Below are 25,458 nucleotides of genomic sequence, written 5' to 3' on the forward strand. Positions count from 1 at the left end.
CTAAGTTACAAACCTCGCGCCGCGATTTAATCGCCCCTAGATTGAACAAATTTCAATCCACAAAGGTCAACACGCCCTAAAAACTAAAGCCTGCTTTTATGCAGGCTTTTTTACGTCTATAAAAAAGTGGCACTTGTGTTAAAACATCGCACAACTTTTATAACTAAATATTTATTTAAAGCAATAAAATTATCATTGAATAATACTCCAAACTAAAATTTAGATACCGCGTAAACAATATCAACCTCCTGCACTTCACTTTTAGCGCACAAACTAAGCACCATACATTGCACCTAAAAACCAAGCAACCTTGCAGCTTGGTTATAAAATGTCTAGTATTCTAAAGCCGTACTAATAATTGGTACGAAAAAGGATTAACAATGTCTCTAAAATATATAACAACAATATCAATCACATTATCATTACTATTATTAACAGCATGCGGCTCTGGGGGAAGTAAAACAAAAGAGGCTGAAAGCATTGAAATACCACAACCAAATGCGGTTATTAATAACAGTCCCTTAAGTGACTACAAAATAATTATCTATGGTAATAGCCATAGTTCACAGTTAGGGGGCTTATTAGAAATAATTATTACAAACCAGTTACCTAGCACTTCAGTCAAAATAACGACTGTCAGCGGTCGATTTTTAGATGAAATAGTCGCAGTAAATGCAAATGTCGATAAATTAAAAAGTGATAACTGGAGTCATGCAATTTTTCAAGGCCAAAAGTACTCACAGTCAGGTTCAACAAACTACCCTACAAGCGCAACTGAGCGATTAATCTCGACCGCAAAAAAGCATAAAATTACACCTATTTTATTTCCAGAGCATCCTCAAAAAGGGGATCCCGCAGAAGCAAAGCTGGTTTACGACCTCCATTTAGCAATCAGTAAAAAACAACCTAGCTGCATAGCGCCTGTTGGCTTTGTATGGAATCGAGTATTAGAAATAATGCCTAGTATAAACCTTCATAGTGCCGACGGTAATCACGCATCCTATGCTGGGAATGTTCTTACAGCGATGACCTTTTATCAAATCATTACCTCGGAATTAACAGACACAATGCCATTTATTCCTGCTATAGATTTAACACAGCAAGAACAAGCCTTATTTGGACAAGTAGTAACAGAGGTACTTGAGTTATATCCGGCATGTGGTGCTAAATAATCTTAAAAAATTTAAAACTAAATTTCGGATTTAGTGATTTCCTGAGGTGCTCAATATCAGTACATTAATACTATGCACATAAGCTGATTAAAAGACACCTCAGAAGAATTCAATTTTCACTTTTTTGCCAAATTATAAATTTAATATCTTGATAAATAATCACTTGCAATTTATTAAAATTACCGCTGTCCTAGCTATACTTATTTGAATATTAAATTTACTATCAAAATGTTGTAACTATTAGCAGGAAAACTAAAGTGCTGTCGCGTTTATATAATTTTATGCCCGGTTTAAATACATTGCTGCACTATGAACGCCAATGGTTTGCTGATGATGTAAGGGCGGCGCTATCGGTAGCTGCCGTAGCTTTACCTGTTGCCATTGCTTACGCACAATTAACCGGTGTTAACGCCGCCGTCGGGTTATATTCTTGCATACTGCCAATGATGCTATATGCACTTTTTGGTACTTCAAAACAATTAATAGTCGGCCCTGATGCCGCAACCTGCGCTGTTATTGCCGCTGTAGTAACACCTCTTGCTGCAGGTGACAGCTTTAAGCATTGGCAACTTGTTGTCACCATGACCGCTATGACCGGCTTTTGGTGCTTTATAGCTAGTAAGTTTAAGTTAGGTGTATTAGCTGACTTTTTATCTAAACCTATTTTAATGGGCTTACTAAACGGCGTAGCCATCACTATTATTGTTGGTCAATTTTCTAAAGTATTTGGTTTTACTTTTGATGAGCGCTACTTACTTGAACGCCTAGGTGGCGTACCCACATACCTAGCGCAAACACACGTTCCAACCTTATTAATGGCTTTGTTTACACTGGCGGTCCATTTTGCCATGAAACGGATAAAGCCCACGTGGCCTGCATCTATGTTTGCTATTGCTTTTGGTGCGCTTTTGGTATGGATTTTTGATTTAAAACAGCTTGATATAAAAACTATTGGCACCGTAACTGGCGGGCTTCCCGTTTTTAATACCCCTGTTTTTGATTTAGGGATTATTCGTGAGCTGGTGGTACCCGCACTTAACTTAGCCATAGTGAGCTTTGTTAGTATGATGCTTACAGCCCGTAGCTTTGCAGCTAAAAATGGCTACGACATAGACGCCGATAAAGAATTTAGAGCACTAGGTATTGCCAATATAGCGTCAGCTCTTTCGCAAGGTTTTGCAGTCAGTGGCGCCGACTCACGCACCGCTGTTAACGATGCAACGGGTGGTAAAACGCAGTTAGTATCAATAATAGCAGCGGCCATTATTGCGCTCATAGCTGTATTTTTAACAGCCCCACTTGAATTTATTCCAAGCGCAGCGCTAGGTATTGTACTTATTATTGCCTCTGTTCATTTACTCGATTTAAAAGCTGTTTGGCAATTAAAACAAAAAGATAAACAGGCATTTTATCTAGCCTCGGCCACCTTACTTGCGGTGTTATTTATTGGTGTTATCCCTGGCATCACGCTTGCTGTATTACTGGGACTATTTCAGTTTATCCGCACAGTAATGCGTCCAACTGACAATATACTAGGCGTAGATATAAACGGCGTAGTAAGAAGTTTAGACGCCACAGATAAAGCAAAAGCAGTGCAAGGCGTGTTTATTTATCGCTTTAACTCACCTTTAACTTACTTCAATGCAAGCTACTTTAAACGCAGATTACTAGAGCAATACGCAAGGCAAAAAGACGACACTCAGTGCGTAATAATTGATGCTGTGCCCTGCTTTACTCACTTAGATTTAAGTGTAATGGCCATGCTTGCCGACTTAGACATTATATTTAAAAAGCGTGATATAAGGCTTGAACTAGCAGGTAGAAAACGCCAACTGCTTTCATGGTTTGAAATTGCAGGAATGACATCAGGTAAAGAAGGTATATACATTCACTCCGACTTATATATCGCCTTAAAAAGGAACAGCGTAAGCCAGCACTCTTTAGAAGTTAGTTTATTCGAATCAGCTCAAAACTAACGTACTACATAAATTTATTAGGAAAAAATACTGTCACCAACCGCTCCTAGACATATAAAATGAAGGGCATGAGGGAAATACATAACTATTATAATTAGTCTGTTTTTTTGCTTTAAAATATAGGGCTATGTTCAGCCCTATTTTATAGCCATCCTTTTTGTTTCGCTATACGTGCTGCATCTATTCGGTTTGTGGCATTTAATTTAGCTATAGCATCCGAGAGATAATTACGCGTAGTTCCCTCGCTTATAAACAACTGCTTGGCTATTTCACTCGTTTTAAGACCGTCACTTGCAAGTTTAAGTGCTTTGCGCTCTTTATCTGTAAGTGGATCGGAGTCATCCAATGCATTAATAGCAAGTTCTGGGTCTATCACTTTTTGCCCCAACATTACTTTTTTAAGTGCATTAACCAAATCTTCACTTGGTGCTTCTTTTAAAATAAAGCCTTTAACACCAGCCGAAAGTGAACGTCTGATGTAACCCGCGCGGGAAAACGTAGTCATTATTACTACTTTAATTGATGGGTGTTTTGCAGCTATTTGTTCACTTAGTTCAATGCCATTTATATTTGGCATTTCAATATCGCTAAGTACAATATCTGGTAGTAATACGTTTGATAAACTAGATAGGTGATCAAGTGCAGCTTGTCCGTCGCACGCCTGGCCTATTACTTCTATATTAAAGTCGAGACTTAGTAATGCTGATATAGCATCGCGAACTAACCCTTGGTCTTCTACTAAAAATACTTTGATCATACTTTTTCCTTTACTTGGTATTTTTAACTTTGCTTATGGCAAAGGAATGTGTGCTGTCAGTTTAAATCCATTTTGAATTTCAAATTTCACTTGGCCATTTAATTTTGCTACGCGCTGTTTAATACCCGTTAAACCATTGCCAGGAGTGACATTTTCACAATCACCGTTATTAAATATATTTAGCGTTATGCTTTGTTTAGTTGATGTGAGATTAATATCGCATTGATTGGCTTTACTATGACGTAAAATATTCGTCACGCTTTCTTTAATAATTAAACACAGCTCGCTTTCTATTACTGCAGGTAACATCGGTAAATTGAGCGTTACATTAGTGATAATGTTTTGCTCCTCTAAGCGCTGTTTTAGTTGCTCAACTTGCCCTGTCAGTTGCTGCTGTTTTAAATCGGTTACAGCGTGACGAACATCTGATAAAAGCGCACGGGCTAAATCGGCTACTTGGGTAATTTCATTTCCAGCTTGTTCAAACCGCTCAGCGTTATGTAATTTGTTGGCAAGCTCGGCTTTTAGAGCTATTGATGAAAGTGAATGGCCTAAAATATCATGTAAATCACGAGCTATTCGCTCTCGCTCTGCAATTGCTGCTAATTGCTCTAGTTGGTTTGCATTTTCTTGTTCACGCTTTTTATATTGACGCTCCCTTCTTGCTGCAATGCCGTAGCTAAATAACGCAGCGCATAAAATTAAAGCAATCGCTAAAAAGTACTGAACCTTTCCTATATCACCAATATATGCGCTTAATAAAACCGAGAATATAATCGCTAGTGCAGCATAAACTCTTTGACGCTTGCTGTATGCATAGCCTGCTATATAGGCTGCAAAGCCAAACAAGGTAGGAGTGCCAGTGCTGTAAAAAGTAGCACTGAAGCAAATTAATAGCATTGCTAAAAATAACTTAGTTACACCAGTACCTTTACAATTTATTGCTTTTACATATAAAAGAATAAAAGCAATATAAAAAGCTAAAGAAATAACGATTTGCTCACTCGTGAAATGAGCAAAATCGATTATCATCGGTAGTAAGTAAAAGCCAGTAAAAATTAGATGTCCATATTTCCAAAAACCTTTATCGCTTTGCTTAGAAAAGACACTAAGTGAACTCATGCTAATACCTCTGGTATATTATTTTTATTTATAATTTTGTTTTTATTACTAAATATAAATAACACGAAAATACATATCAGCATAAAGCAATATGCGTCACTAATAGTAAAATTTAATGTTTCTAGCGCTTCACTAAGAGTCAAACTAAATAAAATTAAGGAATTCATAACTACCTCCAATTAAGTAGAGTAATTATGCCAGTGTGCAAAAATAATATGAGTGTGGAATGTCATTAACTTTACTGACATTTGTCATGTATTAAAAAATCATCTCAAGAATTTCTAACCGATGCTAATATGCTAAAAAAGCATAACAAGGAAACTCAATGCAACCCCAACAGCAAAGCCTGCTTTATTTACATATTGCCGTATTACTTTTTGGCGGAACCGCTCTATTTGCAAAGCTCATTGGCTTAAATGCACTTGATATAACCGTCTATAGAACCGCAGTTGCTGGCATTGCGATTTGGTTTTTGCTAAGTATGCAAAAAAAACCTATTAAGCTTAATAAACCTAAAGATTATTTAATGGCTATATTGCTCGGTGTGGCGGTAGGTATACATTGGGTTACCTACTTTGCAGGTATGCAAATGGCGGGTATAACAATTGGGATGCTCGCATTTTTTAGTTATCCAGTAATTACTGTATTTTTAGAGCCTTTATTTAATAAGAGTAAACCCAAAGCTAAAGATATACAAAGTGCAGCGGTGGTTATATTAGGTATTTACCTTCTTGTCCCTACTGCCAGTTTAGGTGACGACGTAACTCTTGGAGTGATAACAGGCGTAGTGTCAGCACTCTTTTTTTCAATAAGAAACATCACTCACAAACGTTACTTTAGCCAATACGGTGGCCCACAAACTATGTTTTATCAAACCTTGGTTGCAAGCCTTATGCTATGTGCATTTATAAAAGTACCTGTGTATGAAGTAAGTAACCATGATTTGTTATTAATTTTGATTGCAGGGGTAATATTCACAGCTACGCCTCATTCACTATTTGCAGCCAGTTTAAAACATTTATCTGCAGCTACTGCGGGGCTCATTTCTTGCCTTCAACCTCTCTATGGCACACTATTAGCGATTATTATAATACATGAACGCCCATCAGCAATGACACTAATAGGTGGCACATTAATTGTTAGTGCCGCCTGCTTTGAAACTTGGTCAATCACAAAAAAGGCACGTAAATGAAAGTATTTGCACACAGAGGCGCAAGCGGACATTTCCCAGAAAACACTAAAAGTGCTATTTTAGAAGCGCTAAAAATAGGTGTAGATGGCATTGAAGTAGATATACAAAGTGCTATTGATGATTACATGTTAATCCACGATTCATGGCTTGATAGAACGACTAATGGCACAGGTAAGGTCAATGAATTTGACGCTGTAACAATAGCCAAGCTTGACGCGGGAAATGGTGAGTATGTACCTAACTTACAGCAGTTATTAGATTGGAATAACGATAAAACATTACTCAACCTAGAGCTTAAGCATACTTTTGAACTTGAAAAACTTGCGACTCAACTTGAATACAATATAAGCATGGGAAAAATATCACGTACCAATGTTTTAGTATCATCGTTTGATCACCATCAATTACTGTGGCTTAAAAACCGTTTACCATGGTTGAAAATAGGCGTACTAACGTCTTCTATACCTATAAGCTATGCAAAATTTGCTGAAGATTTAAATGCCTATAGTGTGCATGTAGATAAAAATTTTGTTAATAAAGCATTTGCTAATGATGCAAAGCAACGCGGACTAAAAATTTATGCCTACACAGTAGACAAAGAGCAAGATATAGCACTAATGCTCGAATATGGTTTAGATGGGGTTTTTACCAACTACCCGGCACAAACTAAAGCATATTTACTATCGTTAGATCATAATTAAACACATCTATACTCCTTACATAGAACGTAAGAGCACTAATACCATAAAGGTTTCAGTAAAATGAGTAGCTACATGAAAATTTATAATTATATTGAGCAGACCTTCTTTTTCACATTAACACGTAAAATTGTAGGCAATCTAAGTTTTGTATTTCTATTTCAAGCCATCACTCTGTTTTGGTTGTACCAAAGCCTTAGCGAACAACAAAGTACAGAGCTATTTTGGCTTTTAACACTTGTAATTGTTATGGGGTTTGGTTTTACACTTTCGTATATGCGTTTTTTAATCGTGCGTCCTATTACCGCGATGCGCGATACACTAATAAAAATAAACCAACAAGATGCTAATTTAGCCGCAAAACTTCCGCATTTTTCGTATGATGAATTTAGAGATTTAAGTACCCAATACAATACTTTCACCACTCACTTAGGCGAACTACTAAATACAACTTACAGTAGCGCTGAAGCCAGTGCCAATAGTAATAAAGCCGTTACCGAGTCAATGAAAAATACGGATAACTCAAGCGAGCAACAAATACATTTAAGCCACAGTATAATTAATGCGAGTATGCAAATAACGCAAAGCTTACAAAACATAGTCATTAATACCGACAGTGTCCATAACGTTAATAATGAACATCTAAACTTTGTAAAACTCTCAGCTAAAGAGCTTTCAGCGCTTGTCGAACAAGTTAAATTAATCACTAATATGCTAGGTAGTTTTTCAAATACGGTCGCAGGTTTAAAAGAAAACAGTGAAAATATACGTAGTATTTTAAAAATGGTTGAAGAGTTTTCAGATCAAACCAACTTATTAGCACTCAACGCTGCAATAGAAGCAGCCCGAGCAGGTGAAGCTGGACGAGGCTTTGCTGTAGTTGCCGATGAAGTCCGTACGCTTTCTATAAAAGTAAGTGGCGCAACAAGACAAATTAGTGATTTTATTACCCAAATGAATGAGCTAGTAAACGAAACAAATAAAGAGTCAGAGCAACTGATCACCCACTCTAATAGTGCACAAAGTGCAATTAGTGCAACGTCTGACGGGTTTAGCAAGATGCTTAATGAATTTGAGCAAAATCAGCAACAATTGAAGCAAATAGCCAGTGCCGTGCATCTGCTTGAGCAAACACAAACTCAAACTCATCAATCTGTTGAGCAAATTGTAGAGCTAGGTGAGCAAGCTAAGCAGTTAATCGACACTGCTGTGGCCGATAGCGAAAACTCTCAGCAGCTAAGCTTACAAACTCAACAACAGTTAAAACGTTTTGTACTGTAGCAAAACGTTTTAACTTATTAGAGCCTGTTGGCCTTTTAGGATTAAAATTTTTTCTACCTAAAGACAGCGCATGACAGGCATCTATGCAGCGTTATCGACTATTTATGGGGAACAACCATACAACATAGCTTTGTCTTACTTAAAAACCAAACTCACTGCTTTAAATTCAACCCGAAAGATAAACAAGCCCTAGTAAATATGGTAAATTACGCAGCTATTAATTTAAGTGTGTAAAGTGTGTGAGCAACCCAACCCCAGACTATGAAAAATTAGCCCTGCAAATAAAAACTTGGGGACAAGAGCTTGGCTTTAGCGAAGTGGGTATTACCGATATTGACCTAAGTAAGCACGAGGCTCAACTGCAACGTTGGCTTGATGCTGGCTTTCATGGTTCAATGGACTACATGGCTTCACACGGCATGAAACGCGCTCGCCCAGCTGAATTAGTACCTGGCACACAGCGTGTAATATCAGTAAAAATGAATTACCTCCCACCCGATGCTGGCTTTGCAAAAACCTTAAAAAATAAAGAAAAAGCATATATAAGCCGATACGCACTGGGCCGTGATTATCATAAATTAATGCGTAATCGATTAAAAAAACTCGGCCAAAAAATAGAACAAGAAATTGGTGAATATGGCTTTAGACCCTTTGTAGATTCAGCCCCAATACTTGAACGTCAACTCGCCGAGAAAGCGGGTTTAGGTTGGCGTGGTAAGCATTCTTTGTTAATTAATCAAGAAGCAGGATCGTGGTTTTTTTTAGGCGAGCTATTTATTGATTTACCACTGCCAATAGACGCCGAAAACACCTTTGAAGGCTGCGGTAAATGCGTTGCCTGCATCACTCTTTGCCCAACAGGCGCAATTGTAGAGCCTTATGTCGTTGACGCACGTAAATGCATATCGTACTTAACAATAGAGCACCAAGGGCCCATTCCTGAGCAATATAGGACTTTATTGGGTAATAGAATTTATGGCTGCGATGATTGTCAGTTAGTATGCCCTTGGAATCGTTATGGCCAAATTACTGACGAAAACGATTTTCACCCGCGCACTCAATTAAAAGACAAAGATTTACTTGAGTTGTTTGCTTGGGATGAAGCTACTTTTTTAAAAAATACCGAAGGCAGTCCTATTCGCCGTATTGGTCACGAACGTTGGTTACGTAACTTAGCAATAGGGTTAGGTAATGCACAATTTAGCCCCGCTATTATTTATGCCTTAGAAGACAAAAGCCAAATATGCAGTGAACTTGTTTTAGAGCATATTGAATGGGCACTTTCCCAACAAAATGATAAACAACGAGTAGCGCTTCGTAAAACAGCTAGGTTAATCAGAATTGTAGAAAAAGGCTTACCCAGAGATGCATAATGCAGTTGGTGTAAGCCTTTAAAGTAACATTATTTAGTTAAGTATATTTAACCTGAACTCTGGTTAAGAGATTCACTAACGTTTTGAATAATAACTATATTTAAACTTATTCCCTCTAGCCAGAGACTTCCAGTAAAACAGGCGAACTTGCATGTCAATCGCGGGCCTATTGCAAGAAAATTCAACGCAGTCAGTGCTGAAAGAACTGCTTAAGATAGATTTATTATCCAGTTATCAAGTTACTTAGCTCTTTAAAAGTAATGACAGGTCTTGTTCAATCTCAGCAAAAGAGGCTTTAACTTCTTGAACTGACTCCTCTCTTGAAATTGAATTTTGAATTGTTTCATCTACTTTTTTGTAAATAAAAACCTCTTGGTCCTCATCTAATCCCATTGTTGGTATTCGCACTTCAAGATCTTCTTGTAGTTGCTTAAAAACTCTTTCGTTATTTTTACGATTATCGTTAAGTAAGCCAATTAAACTATGAAATTTACTATGTACGGAATTTGCGACCGTATTTAGTCGTTCTTGTTGGGATACAAGTATTCTTTTGGTCATTATTGCTCGTAATTGCTGCTCTGTAACACTGACAATAAAACATACGTGGTCACGAATTCGTCCATGCTTATCTGGATCATGATCCGGCATATTTAAAACCAGTAAGCTTATGTATTCGTAGTTAACCAAAATTCGATGTGAAAATTCGTGCAACCGACCTTTACTTTTAAGCATTTCAAATAGTTCAATAACAATCGGTGAACAAACCCCATGTAACGCAAAATGCTCTATAACATTCGCATATCGAAACTCTACGTTACTTTGCAAATTAAAAGACTGTAGACAATCTATGAGCGCTTTTCCTAAGCTTTGGGGATCATTTATAAAACCAATATTTTCAACATAATTAACTATTTGCCCCATTTCACTACTGTTAGCCATCGCATTAAATGCTGTAGAAGTTGCATCTTCAACTTGTTTTTCAAGACTCTCTTTCTCTACCAACACTTGATTCAAATTATTTAATTTAGACTTGAGTTCGTCATGCCCAAACGGTTTAACAATATAATCTTCTGCACCAACAGAGTAACCTTCCATACGTTCCTCAACCGTCCCCCTTGCTGATACAAACATCACAATTATATGCGCGGTATTTGGGTTGGATTTAAGGCTCTTACAGACTTCGTAACCATTCATTTGTGGCATACTCACATCCAGCAATATAACCTGAGGCATATAGTCTTCTACCATACTCAAGCACTCTGGACCGCTAACGGCTACCTTTAATTCAAAATCGAGGTCCTCCAGAATCTCTTCTATAATTTCAAGATTAAAGGGTTCGTCATCCACTGCAAGTATTTTTGTTAAAGCCATCGTTTCATCATCCATTTAAATTCTAAATATGCTACTTCAAACACTTGTTTAAAAAATTAACTGCTTTGCAGTGCTAAGTGTTCGTCTAGGTTTATTTTAAGTGGTATTTGTATACAAATAGTAGCGCCGCCATTAGTGTTATTTAAGGCTGTAATATTACCTTGATGCAAAGAAACAAACTCCCTACATAATGCAAGGCCTAACCCTGTTCCACCAGCTCCGCTATTGGTTTTACTGCTTTGTACAAATTTAGTGAAAATGTCTTCAAGTTCATCCTCAGGTATACCAATACCATTATCGATAACGGCTATTACTGCAAACTCGTTCTCAGATGCCAATTCCACTTTAATTTTACTTTTTGGCTCACTAAACTTTAATGCGTTACCTAATAAATTACACATTAATTGATTAATTTGTTCCTCATCACACAGAGCGACTACCGGGTTAGACTGCACTGAAAAAATGATTTCAATCTCTTTTTCCATTGCAGTTCCAGCGACATCATCAATACTCGTTCTAATGATATTAGCTAAATTATGTGTTCTAGGATTGAAAGGAAATTTACCCACATCAAGCTTGGATAGATCCAGTAAATTATTAAGTAATGAAAGTAACCGTTCTCCACTGGATTCAATTCGAGACAAGTACTTAAATAATTTTTCTTCCGCAAAATCACCAACCTCTAATTTATTTAAGCCAAAACGAGAAAAGCTTAAAATTGAATGCATTGGTGTGCGAAGTTCGTGAGACATGTTTGCTAAAAATTCTGATTTACTCAAATTGGCGGCTTCAGCCACATTTTTAGCGTGCTCTAACTGTGAGGTACGCGCTCTAACTTGTTCTTCTAAAATATCTTTTGCTTCAAGTAGCAACTCTTCTTTTTGTTTTAAGTGCGTTACATTTTTAAAAATAACTGCCAGCGCAATTTCACCATGATGATCTATTTCATTAAAAGATCCCACAAGAGGTATATAACCCCCTAGTGTTTTTGTTAAACGTAAATCGCAACTAAACTGTCGATTACTATTTAAAGTCAAAATTTTATCTTTAATTCCTGCGCTTGAATCAACATCTAAAAAATCAAAAAGAGACTTACTTTCTAATTCATTAAACGGTAAATCAAATAGTTTTAAGCAAGCATCATTCGCTTCGATAACTTTACCACCGCGCTCAAATAACATAATTGCATCGGGTGTATGCTTATAAATAACTTGTAATAAGCTATCCTTTTCAATAAGCGCATCTACGGTGTCTTGAAGCCTTTCTACTAACTCTGCATTATGTCGTTTCAATAATTCGGTTTGCCATAGCTTATGGACCGACTGCAAAAGAATACTATCGTTAAGGGGTTTAATGAGTACATCTTCAACTCCCTCACGAATAGCCTCAATCATGGACACTTGATCAGGGCGTGACGTAAAAAGTAAACACCTACAATGTGGCTGCTTTAATTTTAGGCTAGAAAATATACCCAACCCAGTTACATCACCAAAACTAAAATCACTAATTAATATATCAATTTTAGTATCAACGGATATTGCCAATACTTCATCTAAATTTGTCGCGGTGTGGGTGTTTATATGAGCGCCTACTAAGCTGCTTTTCATTTTTTCAAGACGCTCAGGTATATGATCAACCAGTAAAATTGTGGGTAATTGAAGAATATGGTTAGAGCCAAGCTCTAATAAACTCTCAAGTAGAGAAGTTATCTCCTTATTAGAAAAAAATGGGTAAACTACAGTTGCATTAGCAACAGCATGATTAAGCTCACTAAATGCGTTTAGTTGTTCACCATTTTCAGCTTTTGGAGCAAGCAACATAAACCGTGATTGTGAGACCTTAGCAATCAACGGTTCAATAGAAATAACAGGTACTCCATGCGCCACTATAATTAAATCATACGCATCAGCATTTATATGCATATCGAGCATAGAAAAATGAATTAATTCAACCTCACATCCAATTAACTCTAAAAGTACTTTTACTCGCATTGCGATAATAGTGCTGCTGTCTACTATTAATATTTTCCGAATCATCAAGCTACACTTTAAAAATAATTAACTTAATATATTAATAGCGTAGCCTATTATTGTTTAGTTAGCATAGGTTCTTAGCGTTATTTCGTAAGAATTTTTTACCTAAAAGAGATACGAACTTTATTCTACATGTTTTCCGAAAATAGTAAGGCTATAAAGCTTACTATCCATCATAGCGACATTGGGTAACTCTCCCCAAACATCGAAGCCAAAATGTTTAAATAGATTTACACTTGGTAAGTTGTGGCTAAAAATAAATCCTAGCAATACGCGTATATTTAGTTGTTTAGCTTGGATTTGTGCAAATTCCATCAACTTTTTGCCAAGCCCTTTACCTTGTGCTTTTGCGGTAATATATATGCTCATTTCAACAGTGCCATCGTAAGCTGGGCGACCATAAAATGATTTATAACTAAGCCATGCGAGTATTTTGTTATTCTCACAGTAAACATAAATAGGTCTTTTTTGTGTATGGCTATTAAACCACTCACGCTTTTCTTCAACGGTCACTTCTTCAGTGTCAGCAGTCACCATTCGACCAGCAATAGTCTCGTTGTAAATTGCTACGATTTCGCTAAGATCATTTATAGTTGCTAAACGGGTTGTCATAATAGATTGCATGGTTGATCAATTTTCTCCATATTAGCGTATGATCATCCACTCAAACAATCGTAAAGTTTAGGTCGTTAGCTATGCTAAAAAAAATATTACTCGGGTTAGGGGTTTTATTAGTAAATACACCACTTCATGCTCAAACAGAATCAATTGATAAGCACGTGGTCACAACATGCCAAGATTTTACTAACGTCAATATACGTAAGTTACGTTCTGAAGAGTCAATCAACTTATGTCAGTTTAAAAATAAGCCTTTATTGATCGTCAATACAGCCAGTAACTGCGGTTTCACACCTCAATTTAAAGGCTTAGAAGCACTTTATAAACAATATAAAAGTCAGGGATTAGTTGTCTTAGGGTTTCCTTCTGACGATTTCTTTCAAGAAGAAAATGATGAAAAAGCGACAGCTAAAGTCTGCTTTATTAATTATGGGGTTACTTTTCCTATGTTTGCTACCAGTGAAGTACGAGGCAGTGATGCCAATCCTATTTTTAAACACCTAAATGAGCAAACTAGTTCCCCTAATTGGAATTTTTATAAATACCTAGTATCTGCAGATCGCAAAACAATTTTACGATTTAACAGCAAAGTGTCACCTGACTCAGAAAAGATGATTACGGCAATTGAAAATACACTTTCTAATAATTAAGTTTATACTGGTACAATTAGTTGAAACTAACTAGAATGACATTTCATTAGGTTAAAAAAACACCACATAATAAGCGGGAGATTTTATGACAGTGGCAAGCGCACGACACATATTAGTAGATAGCGAAGCACAATGCTTAGACTTAAAAACAAAAATTGAACAAGGTGAAGATTTTGCTGAATTAGCAAAAAACCACTCTAACTGTCCTTCAGGTCAAGATGGCGGCGCCCTTGGCGAGTTTGGACCGGGCATGATGGTACCAGAATTTGATAAAGTGGTGTTTTCTGCGCCTATTAACCAAGTACAAGGCCCAGTACAAACACAATTTGGTTATCATTTACTTGAAGTTACTAGCCGTTCAGAATAAATTTTTGTATTGTAAGTAAAACTTCTAAAAGCCGCTTTTGCGGCTTTTTTAATGAGCAATTAATACCAACTTTCTTATACCAACCCGCAATAATACTTAATCAATCTGCGATATTAAATCTGACGCTAGCTACGTTAAAAACTTCTGATATAGAACAAATAACGAAAGTTTTCCTTGTTATCGACACGATTTTCTTACTTCAAAATAGATTATTTAATTAAGCGAATTGGTATTATATATGGTGTCTATTTAACGATAAGAAAACTGCGCTAGAACTAAGCAAGAATTTTTACTAATATATTGAACAATAATGGTATTTAAATTTATCGTTCTCTAGGAGCTATTTAATCGCGGCGTAAGGTTTATAACCTAATGGGCTAAGTAAAAACCGAGCAACAAAGAGTAAATAGCTCTAGACAGAACCTTACGGGCAGCTCATGTTTAACCTCGAAAGATAAACAGGTCCTAGCCAGAGGTTTTCAGTGAAAACAAGGCAAGTTTACGCGCCAATAGTGGGCCAATTACAAGTAAGTTCAACGCAGTTAGCGTTAAAAATAACTGACTAGGGTAAGTTTATTATCCAGAATTCAGATTACTTACGCTTTAATTTCATAAAATGAACATATTGTTGAAACATTAAACTATTTAACTGCCCATTTAACTGGTGATGAATTTAAAGGCTGTGAATGCTTCAACATCAGTTTATACTGCCCGCTTGATTGGATTTGCTTTCGTTTGTTGACTCATTTTTGACAACATTCGTAATTTATTGCTTTTCATAAGTAATATAACCAACGCCAAGCAGCTATAGATACTAATCCTAGTCACTAATTAAAAAGGTAAACACATGAGCGATATCGAAATTGAATCACAACTAGTTAACTTTGTAGAAAAAGTACGTGTTAGCGAAGTAATTTGGGCGCTAGGTGCAGAAGATAATGGCTTTGTAGTATGTGATTCAAATCAATTTGACGAAACTGACGTATTACTACTTTGGGAAAGCGAAGAAGCTGCCAAGGCACAATGTAAAGAAGAATGGAAAGACTACAGCCCTGTAGAAATTAATCTTGACGAGTTTTTAGATGCTTGGGTTGAAGATTTAAGCGAAGATAACGCACTAGTTGGTATTAATTGGAATGATGACCAAGTATGTGTGGAAATTGAACCTGTTGGTCTAGCTCGCGCATTAAGCGAATAAACAGATAGCGTAGCTTATTATAAAGTTACTAAAACCCAACAAGTCCGCTGCTCGTTGGGTTTAATTGATTTTAATCTCAACGACACTCGCATCTTACTGTGGTTTGAGTATAAAATATAACACGTCTTTATTTTCAAGGTATTGCGTTGAAAACCCATCTTGGCCGTCGTCCTTTTTCAGCTATGGAGCTGCATACACTTTATAATGGATATATATACGGTGATGTTAAAGTTATGCGCGAGCAACCAAAACATTGGCACTTTTGGCTGCCCTTAATTTCATATTATAGTGGTGCTTACAGTGACGAAATTGGTTACTTAACACTTGATGATCTAATCTTTAAACAAAATATTTTATGTTTTAGTTTTCATACTCACGGAAAAATAAAGCCCCGCTTAGTCCCTGTACACAAAGCGCTTATAAATTATGGTCTTAATGAATATATAGCGTTTATTAAATCGCAAAATCAACACCGATTGATGTTCGACTTGCCCGCAAAAACTGGCAGGTACAGTGAAAAAGTGCGTATTTGGTTTTCAGGTGAAGGTGAGCGAGCCGGCTATTTACAAAAGTGTGATATACCAAATGTTGATCAACTCGGCATGAAAACAGCAATAAGCAGCTTACGCCTCAACTTTGAGCAACAAGTTCGTATACATGCTCTGCAGGCTAACTCGAAAGACGCCTTTAATTACCTCATGGGATTTAACGAATATTCACATAATGAATTTAACAACGTGCTTTTATTAAATAACGTGATCCAAAAAATACGTGTTATTAACTCACACCTGCATTGGCAACGTTTTATAACACGTGAAAGTCACTGACAAACTTTGTTACTATTTCCCCTTAAAGTCACTGTTATAATCAATTACTCTATTTAAAAAAGCTGTTAGGATATCCACATCCCTAATTATATACGCATAAAAAAGCCTATTTAGGGTAATTTCTAACAACAACAATCTAGGGATCATTATGTTTCTCAAAAGCCTCTTAACTGTGAGCGTTGCGCTGGCAATGAATGCTGCAAACGCTAACGAATTTGTTATCGAAAAACTCGCAAAACCAAGCTCGCAAAAAGTATCGCTAACACTCGACCCAAGCCAAGATACATTCACAGGGATGACAGAGATTTCCCTAGAAGTACTAAAACCAACAAAATACATTGAGCTAAATGGCGTTGCTTACGCTGTTAAAATGGCGCAACTGCTTGGCGACGAAAGCTGTGATTTAAACAACGAAATGCTTAAAACAGGCAAAGTTAAATTTAGTTGTGATGAGCAAATTCAACCAGGTAAATACACGCTTAAAGTTGATTTTTCAGCGCCATATAATCGCCAAAGCGTAGGCTTGTACAAAACGCTAGACCAAGGTACGCCTTATTTATTTACTCAGTTTGAAATGAGCGACGCACGTCGTGCGTTTCCTGTTTTTGACGAACCTAGCTACAAAATTCCATTTCAGTTAACGATTACTGCGCCTACATCACAAAAAGTATATTCAAATACGCCTGAGCTTAAAGCAATCGTTAATGGTGATATGACCACACACTACTTTGATAAAACGCCGCCAATTCCTTCATACTTAGTCGCTATGGCTATTGGCCCGTTTGAAGAATTAGAAATAAAAGGTATGCCAATTCCTGGTCGTGTAATTACCCCACAAGGTAAAATCCACTTAGCCCAATACGCTAAAGAAAACATGCCAAAAGTACTAGGCGCACTTGAAGCGTATTTTGGTATTCCTTACGTTTACAAAAAATTAGACTCAGTAGCGGTACCAGAATTTCCATTTGGCGCAATGGAAAACTCAGGCTTAGTAACCTACCGAGAAGATATTTTATTAGTTGATTTAGCTGCAGCAACACGCAGTAAAAAACAGCGCAATGTATCAATTATTGCTCACGAACTTGCTCACCAATGGTACGGTAACTTAGTAACCATGAAATGGTGGAACGACTTATGGTTAAACGAAGCATTTGCTAGCTGGATGGCTGCAAAAATTACTAAGCAGCTTAACCCTGAGTTTGAATCGCACTTAGACCTGCCGCAAAATAACGTAATGGCACTTGATGCACGGCTAAGCACTAAGCCTATTCGTAAGCCTATTAAAACCGAAGCCGATATTATGGATGGTTTAGGTCTTGCTTACAGTAAAGGCAGCTCGGTACTTGCTATGGTTGAAAACTGGATTGGCGAAGATGCATTTCAAAAAGGTATTCAAAGTTACTTAAAAGAGTTTTCATATAAAAATGCTGAAGCAGCTGACTTATGGGAAGCACTTGGTAAAGCTTCAAATAAAGATGTAGCGGGTGTTTTAAAGTCGTTTATTGAGCAATCTTCTTTTCCGCTGGTTAAAGTAGATCAGCAAGGTAGTAAAGTAACTATTTCACAAAGCCGTTTTGTAAATGCAGGCGTTGATGCACCAGAGCAATTATGGAATGTACCTGTTGCAATTAAATATGGCGCTGGCGATAAAGTAAAAACAGCAAACGTATTACTTAATAAGCAAAGCCAAACGCTAGATTTAGACTTTGAACCAGAGTGGATTTATCCAGACCAAGGTGCTCTAGGCTACTACCGTTGGGTAATGGATGATGCACAATTTAGCGCACTTATTAAAAAAGCGCCAAGCGTACTGAGTGACCGTGAACGCTTAGCGTTACTATCAGCTACTGATGCGCTACTTGATGCTGGTGTTATATCTGCTGCTAAGTTAATGCAAACCCTCGAAGTGTTCGTAAGCGATAGCCACCCTCGCGTAGCAAATACCGCACTAGGTTACTTAGTATCGCAACAGCGCACTTTTAAAGACGACAGCAATAAAGACCTATGGCCTGAATTTATTCGCGGTGCAGTAACGCCTGCTGCTAAAAAATATGGTTTAGAAGCAAAAGCGGGTGAAGACGGTGCTATCGCACAGCTTCGTGCGGCCGTTGTATCACGCTTAGGTTTTGATGGTGAAGATAAAAACGTAATCAGTAAAGCGAAAGAACAAACACAAGTTTATTTAAATGATCCACAAAAAGTAGACCCTTACTTAGCCGGTACGTACTTAACTCTTGCTGCTTTTCATGGTGACAAAGCGCTGCTTGATCAATTCATGACAACGTTTAAAACAACGAAAGATCCACAAGTACGCACTAACATGCTTGCTGCAATGGGCTTTTTTGGCAAACCTGAATTACAAAAAGCGGTATTAGCTTATAGCTTAACGGATGAAGTAACTGCATCTGACATGCGTACTATTTTATCGGGTCAAAGTTATACAGATGAGCGCCAAGCGTTATTTATTGACTGGGTTTACAGTAACTACGATAAAGTAACAGCAAGTTTACCGCCGTTCTTTATACCTAACTTACCTTACTTTACAACTGCAAGCTGTAATGCAGAAAGCTTAGCGACAACAAAAACCTTCTTTAACGAAAAAGTAGCTGATGTAGCAGGCTACGCGCGCACATTAAGTAAGCTTGAAGAAAGCACAAACGATTGTATTGCGCTTAAAACACGCGAACTTGAATCGGTTAATAGCTTCTTAAAAAGTAAGTAATTATTAGGTTTATTGAGCTATAAAAATACAAAAGCCGCTGAATATAAATTCAGCGGCTTTTTACATTTATGTTTTATTAATTACCAATAATCATAGTTAGCTTAGCTATAAAGTCTTTTGCTGCTTGCTCAGAGTTTATTTTAAATGCCACACCATAGTGAATAGGTTGAGCGCTTTTAAAAATACGCGTAGGAAAGCGTGTCATCTCACTGCTATGAAAGTACCCTTGCGCACGCGTTACGCCATCAATATCATTAAAGTCATCGCTAAACACCTCAAATGCTGGGCGAATTACTATTTTACCCTTGCCGCTTTCGCTGTGGGTATAAAATGCTTCTTTAGAGTTTACTAACATGTACTCTGCAATATTTTTAATCTTAAAATTACTTCTGCACTGTAATTTAATAAGCTGCTCTGTCAGCTCGTCTGCACTATAAGCCACGTGTAATCCCTATTAGTTAATTTGCGCATTAGATTAACGCATACACACAATAAAATCTGAATTTATTTGTCTGCTTTACTTTGTTATATCACATACAAAAGCGAGCTTTTCATTGTTGTAACTCATTCTTGTTATATTTTTTTCGCAGTAGGTGCTTAAATTAAGCCATTGCGATATTTCATCACTTCCATCAAGTTTACGCTGATAAACGCGGTTTTTAATAGCATAAGCAATGGTCGTATTATCTTTTAAAATAAAATCTTGAACTTGAGCCGGTAACCTTAATAGGTCTTCAACTTGTTTATCTTGCGGATTAAAACTCGCTAAAATGTGTTGCTCGTTTTTAGTGTAACTAAATAAAAATGCAGCCATTGAGTTGTTATAAATAAGCGTTCGCCCAATATTACTGGCTGCTATTTCCCCCTTCGCTTGTGCAACAGAAGTATATTGAAGAGTATGAGGCTTTCCTAAAATGAACATCACTAAATCATTTTGAACACCCCATGCATGGTACCCAACAGGTTCAATCCAATCAAAAATACGACTTGGCGCATCTTCATTTTTGAGTGGGTATTGCCACAATTTTTGCTTACCGTCAGCTTCTACAACAATCGCTGATATCGCATCACCACTTGGCATAACCGTTGGTGAATATTCGCTTACTGGAGAATTAGTTATATTGCTGATTTGTTTTGATGTTAAGTCATAATAAGCAATATCGGTTTGGCTTTGCTCATCAGTAATTACTTCATGAGTAAAGTATAAACCTGTATTTGTTAAATGTGGCTGGTTGTTATAACTGTTTTTATCACTCACAATACTAACTTGTAAGCCATAAGGCGTATTTAAATCAGCAAGTAATACTTGGCTTTTTGGCATGCTAGCCTGCACCACAATTGGGCTAAGCGCTGCTATAGAAAATAATCCAAGTAATGGTTTAATAAGTTTCATGCTTTCTCTCGTTTTAATTTTAAGCACCTCATGATAACGTTATTTGCTGATGGCGTCACTTGAGCTAAGTCAGTCAACTCTTAAGATACCCAAACGACTTAAAATAATGTTAAGTTTAGTCTGGTTATAAAATCGGCTCCTAAAAAAGAGAATTAACATGTCAGCTAAAAATCCTATTATTGCGATTACGGGTTCGTCTGGTGCAGGCACAACCACCACAACCAATGCAATTAAACATATTTTTCGTAGCCTTAATATTGAAGCGGCTTTTATCGAAGGGGATAGCTTTCATCGTTACACTCGCCCTGAAATGGATAAAAAAGTACGCGAAGCACAGCAAGAAGGTAAGCACATAAGTTACTTTGGCCGAGAAGCCAATGACTTTGGTGCCCTCGAAACTTTATTTAATCATTATGGTGAAACTGGGCAAGGTAAATTACGCCGCTATTTACATACATTTGATGAAGCGGTTCCGTACAATCAGTTACCGGGCACCTTTACTCCTTGGCAAGAGCTTGAGCATAATACTGATATTTTATTTTATGAAGGTTTACACGGTGGTGTAGTCGATCAAGATGTAGACGTTGCTAAGCATGTTGATTTATTAATAGGCATGGTGCCTATTATTAACCTTGAGTGGATTCAAAAACTGATACGCGATACCTCTGAGAGAGGTCATTCACGTGAGGCTGTTATGGACTCAATTGTCCGTAGTATGGATGATTACATTAATCACATCACGCCACAGTTTTCTCGAACTCATATAAATTTCCAACGAGTGCCGACCGTTGATACTTCAAATCCATTTAGCGCTAAAGATATTCCATCGCTTGATGAAAGCTTTGTAGTTATTCGCTTTAGAGGTATTGATGATGTTGATTTTCCTTATTATTTACGCATGATCGAAGGCAGTTTTATGTCTCGTATAAATACGCTTGTAGTACCTGGTGGCAAAATGGGCTTAGCAATGGAGCTGGTGCTTACTCCACTAATTAAAGATATTATTTTGAAAAAGCGTGCACTGGAAAACTTAGCACCTCTGGATATACCTATTTAACTCCTCTTCTAAGGTTGAGCTCTCTCACGTACACTGCTGATTTTTAGTAACAATAAGGGACATTGTGTTGTACTCATTAAAAATTATTGTGGGTTCTAAAAACCCTGTAAAAATTAACGCGGCTAAATATATTTTTGCAATGTATTTCCCTGATCATGAAATTGATTGCCAAGGTGTTGATGCACCATCCAATGTGCCCGATCAACCTATTGGCGAAGACGAAACACGCATTGGCGCGCAAAACCGCGTTGATTACTGCAAAGAACATTACCAAGCTCACTATTACGTGGCAATGGAAGGCGGTGCAGAGCAGTTTAGCTATGGCCCAGCAACCTTTGCCTATGTAGTTATTGATAATGCCTTAAATCAAGTTGTAGGGCGCAGCAGTAACCTCCCCTTACCTCAAGTACTTTATAATGCATTACTTAAAGGTGAAGAGCTTGGCGATGTAATGGACAAGGCATTCAATACCACCAATATTAAGCAAAAAGGGGGTGCTATTGGACTACTTACAAACAATCATGCCACGCGTGAAAGTACGTATACACAAGCACTCACTTTAGCTATGGCGCCATTTTTACACTCTGAGCTATACAGCCAAACAAATTAATTTAGGAAGTTTAATGAAATACAGCTATGTATTGTTTGACGCAGACGAAACCTTATTTAGGTTTGATATTTTAGCGGGCATGACTCGCATGTTTAAAGCTTACAACGTAGATTTTAGCCAAGACGATTATATTCATTATCAAAAAACCAATAAGCAGCTGTGGGTTGATTATCAAAACGGTTCTATAACTGCTGATTACTTACAAGTAACTCGCTTTAATGAATGGGCTGCAAAGCTAAATGTGCCAGCAAAAGAGCTGAACGATGCTTTTTTAGATGCTATGGCGCAAATTTGCGAGCCATTACCTGGCGCTATAGAACTTTTAAATAAGCTTAAGCCAAATGCTCGATTAGGTATTATTACTAACGGATTTGCCCGCCTACAAACAGTACGTTTAGAACACACTGGTTTAAAAGATATGTTTGAATGGTTGGTTATATCTGAGCTTGTTGGCATAGCAAAACCGAATAAAGCGATTTTTGAACACACATTTGAGCTAATGGGTAACCCAGATAAAAGCGAGATACTTATGGTCGGTGACACCGCAGCAAGTGACATACTTGGCGGCAACAATGCAGGTATTGATACTTGCTGGTTACAACACCCTGGTGAGCAATTACCCGACGGAATAAAACCAACCTATACCGTAACTCATTTAAATCAGTTACAAGCTATTTTAGAATTGCAATAAAGTAAATTTTACGCAAAAAAATGACGCTAATTAGCGTCATTTTTTATAACTGTTTGCGAACTGTACTTTTATTGCTTTTAGGCTGGAGCTAACTCAAGACCGGGTGCAGGCATCGTCACAGGCGTTTCAAATGTTGCCCACTCCCATGCTGACTCTGTAGCCATAATTTTACGAAGTAATTTATTATTTAAATCATGACCCGATTTAAATGCGGTTACTTTACCTAAAAGGTTATGACCTGTCATAAACATGTCACCAACACAGTCTAATATCTTGTGCTTAACAAACTCGTCGCTATAACGTAAACCATTAGGATTTAAAACTTTGAATTCATCAAGTACCACAGCACTATCCATACTACCACCTAGTGCTAGGTTGTTTGCATGCATGTATTCAATATCTTTCATAAATCCAAAAGTACGCGCACGGCTAATTTCTTCAATAAAGCTTTGCGTTGTTATATCTAACCCTATACGTTGGCGACTTTCGTTGATAGCAGGGTGGTTAAACGCAATCTCAAAGTCGATATGAAAACCATCATAAGGTTCAACTTCAGCCCATTTATCACCTTCTTCAATACGTACTTTTTCTTTAATACGAATAAAGCGTTTAGCAACATTTTGCTCTTCAATTCCGCCTTTTTGTAACAGATATATGAATGGTAATGCACTACCATCCATAATCGGCACTTCTGAGCTGTCTAATTCTACAATTAGATTATCAATGCCCATTGCAGCAACGGCTGCAATAAGGTGCTCAGTAGTCGATAAGCGAACGCCATCTTTGTTAATTAAACAAGTACACAATTGCGTATCACCAACGGCTTCAGGTGTTGTTTCAAAATCAACAACCGGATCAAGGTCGACACGACGAAATACAATCCCAGTATTTGCGCTCGCAGGTCGGAGAGTTATTGTGACCTTCTCACCTTTATGAAGTCCAATTCCTATGGCTTTGACTATTTCTGCAATCGTACGCTGTTTAATCATAGGTTCGCTCACTTTTAAATCAGTTACAGTTAGACGGCGGAGTTTAACATAAATCCTTTTGCCTTTCAATATTTGTACATATTTCAAACAAAAGTATTATTAAATGTTAATCTGCCTGCTTACGTAAAAAAGCTGGAATATCAAAATAATCACCGCCTTCTGATTTATCCGCTTTTTTACCGCTTTGCGCTGAAGAGCTCGAACTACTTGAACTCGTTGAAGGCGCTTTTTCTTTGCTTTGCGTTTGTGCTTTAGCAGCATTTTCTTCAGTGTTTGTGTCTTGGCTTGCAAAGCTTGGTACGTACATACTACTTGCTTGGTTTGATGTGCTTGCAACATCAGATCCTGATGCCTTTTTAAAGCCATTATCAACAATACCAAACTGTGGACGACGATCACCGCCTAAACCTGTTGCAACAACCGTTACACGTAGCTCATCAGTCATTTCTGGGTCGATTACCGCACCAACAACAACCGTTGCGTTTTCTGACGCAAGTGCTTTAACGTGATTGCCAACAATTTCAAATTCTTCAATCGCAATGTCCATACCGGCGGTAATATTAACCAAGATGCCTTTAGCACCTGTTAAATCAACGTCTTCTAGTAGTGGGCTTGAGATAGCCGCTTCTGCAGCCTCCTGTGCACGATCAGGACCTGACGCAGACGCCGTTCCCATCATTGCAGTACCCATTGCAGACATTACTGTACGTACATCGGCGAAATCCACGTTAATTAAACCAGAACGTGTAATTAGCTCTGCTATACCCTGTACCGCACCAAATAATACGTCATTAGCTTTAGCGAAGGCATCTAGAAGAGTAGTCCCTTTTCCTAAAACCTTAAGTAATTTATTGTTCGGAATTGTAATAAGCGAATCTACAATTTCTGACAATTCATTAATGCCTTGATCGGCGGCTGCTGCACGTTTTTTACCTTCAAAATCAAAAGGACGTGTTACAACTGCAACTGTTAAAATACCGAGTTCTTTAGCAATTTTAGCAACAACCGGTGCTGCACCAGTACCTGTACCACCGCCCATACCTGCAGCTATGAATACCATGTCGGCGCCTTCAAGGCTGGCACGAATTGTATCGGCGTCTTCTTCAGCCGATTTACGGCCTACTTCAGGATTTGCGCCCGCACCTAACCCTGAGGTTATTTGCGTGCCTAATTGAACTGTAATATCGGCAGCAGAGTTACGTAATGCCTGTGCATCCGTATTAGCAGCAATAAAGCGTACGCCTTCAATCTGTTGTTTTACCATGTGCTCAACAGCGTTACCGCCGCCGCCGCCCACGCCTATCACTTTTATGACAGCTTCTTCGCTGTGTTGTTCCATTATATCAAACATATTTACTCTC

General features: G+C 37.6%; 23 protein-coding genes. 14 read left to right on the forward strand and 9 right to left on the reverse strand.

The features are described 5' to 3' along the window. The first annotated feature begins 380 nt into the window (after positions 1 to 380). Complete coding sequence (locus D172_RS14820; RefSeq protein WP_007376948.1) at positions 381 to 1,172, forward strand: lipoprotein; 792 nt, start codon at positions 381 to 383, stop codon at positions 1,170 to 1,172. 257 nt (positions 1,173 to 1,429) lie between these two features. Beyond that, entirely contained in the window at positions 1,430 to 3,148 is a 1,719-nt protein-coding gene (locus tag D172_RS14825; RefSeq protein WP_007376949.1) for a SulP family inorganic anion transporter, read from the forward strand. A 142-nt stretch (positions 3,149 to 3,290) separates the two neighbouring features. Here the strand turns inward: D172_RS14825 and D172_RS14830 are convergent, their stop codons facing one another. Together D172_RS14830 and D172_RS14835 are read right to left on the reverse strand one after the other, a co-directional pair. Further along, a complete protein-coding gene (locus D172_RS14830; RefSeq protein ID WP_007376950.1) occupies positions 3,291 to 3,905 on the reverse strand; it encodes a response regulator transcription factor in 615 nt (204 codons plus the stop codon). Positions 3,906 to 3,938: 33 nt separating this feature from the next. Continuing rightward, positions 3,939 to 5,027 carry a sensor histidine kinase gene (locus tag D172_RS14835; protein ID WP_007376951.1) on the reverse strand — a complete coding sequence of 363 codons (1,089 nt, stop codon included), beginning with the start codon at positions 5,025 to 5,027 and terminating at the stop codon, positions 3,939 to 3,941. Positions 5,028 to 5,352: 325 nt separating this feature from the next. Here D172_RS14835 and D172_RS14840 point away from each other — a divergent pair, with 325 nt between their 5' ends. The 4 genes from D172_RS14840 (at position 5,353) to queG (ending at position 9,571) form a co-directional block, all read left to right on the forward strand. Then, complete coding sequence (locus D172_RS14840) at positions 5,353 to 6,219, forward strand: DMT family transporter (RefSeq protein ID WP_007376953.1); 867 nt, start codon at positions 5,353 to 5,355, stop codon at positions 6,217 to 6,219. Continuing rightward, complete coding sequence (locus D172_RS14845; RefSeq protein WP_007376954.1) at positions 6,216 to 6,920, forward strand: glycerophosphodiester phosphodiesterase; 705 nt, start codon at positions 6,216 to 6,218, stop codon at positions 6,918 to 6,920. Before D172_RS14840 ends, D172_RS14845 begins: the two co-directional genes overlap by 4 nt. A 60-nt stretch (positions 6,921 to 6,980) precedes the next feature. Further along, positions 6,981 to 8,198, forward strand: coding sequence for a methyl-accepting chemotaxis protein (locus tag D172_RS14850; protein WP_007376955.1), 1,218 nt, complete (start codon positions 6,981 to 6,983; stop codon positions 8,196 to 8,198). Positions 8,199 to 8,437: 239 nt separating this feature from the next. After that, a complete protein-coding gene (gene queG / locus D172_RS14855) occupies positions 8,438 to 9,571 on the forward strand; it encodes a tRNA epoxyqueuosine(34) reductase QueG (protein WP_007376956.1) in 1,134 nt (377 codons plus the stop codon). 243 nt (positions 9,572 to 9,814) lie between these two features. Here the strand turns inward: queG and D172_RS14860 are convergent, their stop codons facing one another. The 3 genes from D172_RS14860 to D172_RS14870 all read right to left on the reverse strand — a co-directional run bounded on the left by D172_RS14860 (position 9,815) and on the right by D172_RS14870 (position 13,587). After that, the gene (locus D172_RS14860; protein WP_007376957.1) at positions 9,815 to 10,942 is read right to left on the reverse strand and encodes a response regulator; all 1,128 of its coding nucleotides are present in this window, start codon (positions 10,940 to 10,942) and stop codon (positions 9,815 to 9,817) included. A 56-nt stretch (positions 10,943 to 10,998) separates the two neighbouring features. Continuing rightward, complete coding sequence (locus tag D172_RS14865) at positions 10,999 to 12,978, reverse strand: ATP-binding protein (RefSeq protein WP_007376958.1); 1,980 nt, start codon at positions 12,976 to 12,978, stop codon at positions 10,999 to 11,001. A gap of 120 nt (positions 12,979 to 13,098) precedes the next feature. Continuing rightward, positions 13,099 to 13,587, reverse strand: a complete 489-nt coding sequence (locus tag D172_RS14870) for a GNAT family N-acetyltransferase (RefSeq protein ID WP_033015403.1) — start codon at positions 13,585 to 13,587, stop codon at positions 13,099 to 13,101. An 83-nt stretch (positions 13,588 to 13,670) separates the two neighbouring features. Here D172_RS14870 and D172_RS14875 point away from each other — a divergent pair, with 83 nt between their 5' ends. From D172_RS14875 to D172_RS14895, 5 genes are all read left to right on the forward strand, one after another. Continuing rightward, complete coding sequence (locus tag D172_RS14875) at positions 13,671 to 14,243, forward strand: glutathione peroxidase (RefSeq protein ID WP_007376960.1); 573 nt, start codon at positions 13,671 to 13,673, stop codon at positions 14,241 to 14,243. An 85-nt stretch (positions 14,244 to 14,328) separates the two neighbouring features. After that, positions 14,329 to 14,610: a peptidylprolyl isomerase gene (locus D172_RS14880; protein WP_007376961.1), complete on the forward strand. Its 282-nt coding sequence runs from the start codon at positions 14,329 to 14,331 to the stop codon at positions 14,608 to 14,610. Positions 14,611 to 15,457: 847 nt separating this feature from the next. Next, on the forward strand, positions 15,458 to 15,808 hold the full coding sequence (locus tag D172_RS14885; RefSeq protein WP_007376962.1) for a DUF2750 domain-containing protein: 351 nt from the start codon (positions 15,458 to 15,460) through the stop codon (positions 15,806 to 15,808). Between the two features lie 146 nt (positions 15,809 to 15,954). Beyond that, a complete protein-coding gene (locus D172_RS14890) occupies positions 15,955 to 16,635 on the forward strand; it encodes a hypothetical protein (RefSeq protein WP_007376963.1) in 681 nt (226 codons plus the stop codon). 148 nt (positions 16,636 to 16,783) lie between these two features. Beyond that, a complete protein-coding gene (locus D172_RS14895) occupies positions 16,784 to 19,357 on the forward strand; it encodes a M1 family metallopeptidase (RefSeq protein WP_007376964.1) in 2,574 nt (857 codons plus the stop codon). Between the two features lie 76 nt (positions 19,358 to 19,433). Here the strand turns inward: D172_RS14895 and D172_RS14900 are convergent, their stop codons facing one another. Together D172_RS14900 and D172_RS14905 are read right to left on the reverse strand one after the other, a co-directional pair. Further along, a complete protein-coding gene (locus D172_RS14900; protein WP_007376965.1) occupies positions 19,434 to 19,799 on the reverse strand; it encodes a hypothetical protein in 366 nt (121 codons plus the stop codon). A gap of 75 nt (positions 19,800 to 19,874) precedes the next feature. After that, entirely contained in the window at positions 19,875 to 20,750 is an 876-nt protein-coding gene (locus D172_RS14905) for a hypothetical protein (RefSeq protein WP_007376966.1), read from the reverse strand. Positions 20,751 to 20,907: 157 nt separating this feature from the next. Between D172_RS14905 and D172_RS14910 the strand changes: the two genes are divergently transcribed. The 3 genes from D172_RS14910 to yjjG all read left to right on the forward strand — a co-directional run bounded on the left by D172_RS14910 (position 20,908) and on the right by yjjG (position 23,108). Continuing rightward, on the forward strand, positions 20,908 to 21,807 hold the full coding sequence (locus D172_RS14910) for a phosphoribulokinase (protein WP_007376967.1): 900 nt from the start codon (positions 20,908 to 20,910) through the stop codon (positions 21,805 to 21,807). A gap of 64 nt (positions 21,808 to 21,871) precedes the next feature. Further along, on the forward strand, positions 21,872 to 22,417 hold the full coding sequence (gene yjjX / locus D172_RS14915) for an inosine/xanthosine triphosphatase (protein ID WP_086007036.1): 546 nt from the start codon (positions 21,872 to 21,874) through the stop codon (positions 22,415 to 22,417). Positions 22,418 to 22,430: 13 nt separating this feature from the next. Then, complete coding sequence (yjjG, locus tag D172_RS14920; protein WP_007376969.1) at positions 22,431 to 23,108, forward strand: pyrimidine 5'-nucleotidase; 678 nt, start codon at positions 22,431 to 22,433, stop codon at positions 23,106 to 23,108. A 77-nt stretch (positions 23,109 to 23,185) separates the two neighbouring features. Here the strand turns inward: yjjG and lpxC are convergent, their stop codons facing one another. Then, positions 23,186 to 24,097 carry a UDP-3-O-acyl-N-acetylglucosamine deacetylase gene (lpxC, locus tag D172_RS14925; RefSeq protein WP_007376970.1) on the reverse strand — a complete coding sequence of 304 codons (912 nt, stop codon included), beginning with the start codon at positions 24,095 to 24,097 and terminating at the stop codon, positions 23,186 to 23,188. Positions 24,098 to 24,203: 106 nt separating this feature from the next. Further along, positions 24,204 to 25,448 (reverse strand): cell division protein FtsZ, encoded by a 1,245-nt coding sequence (gene ftsZ, locus D172_RS14930; RefSeq protein WP_007376971.1) that lies wholly within the window; start codon positions 25,446 to 25,448, stop codon positions 24,204 to 24,206. Between the last annotated feature and the right edge of the window lie 10 nt (positions 25,449 to 25,458).

The organism is Pseudoalteromonas sp. Bsw20308, from assembly GCF_000310105.2.
In the GTDB taxonomy this organism is placed as follows: Bacteria; Pseudomonadota; Gammaproteobacteria; order Enterobacterales; family Alteromonadaceae; genus Pseudoalteromonas; species Pseudoalteromonas fuliginea.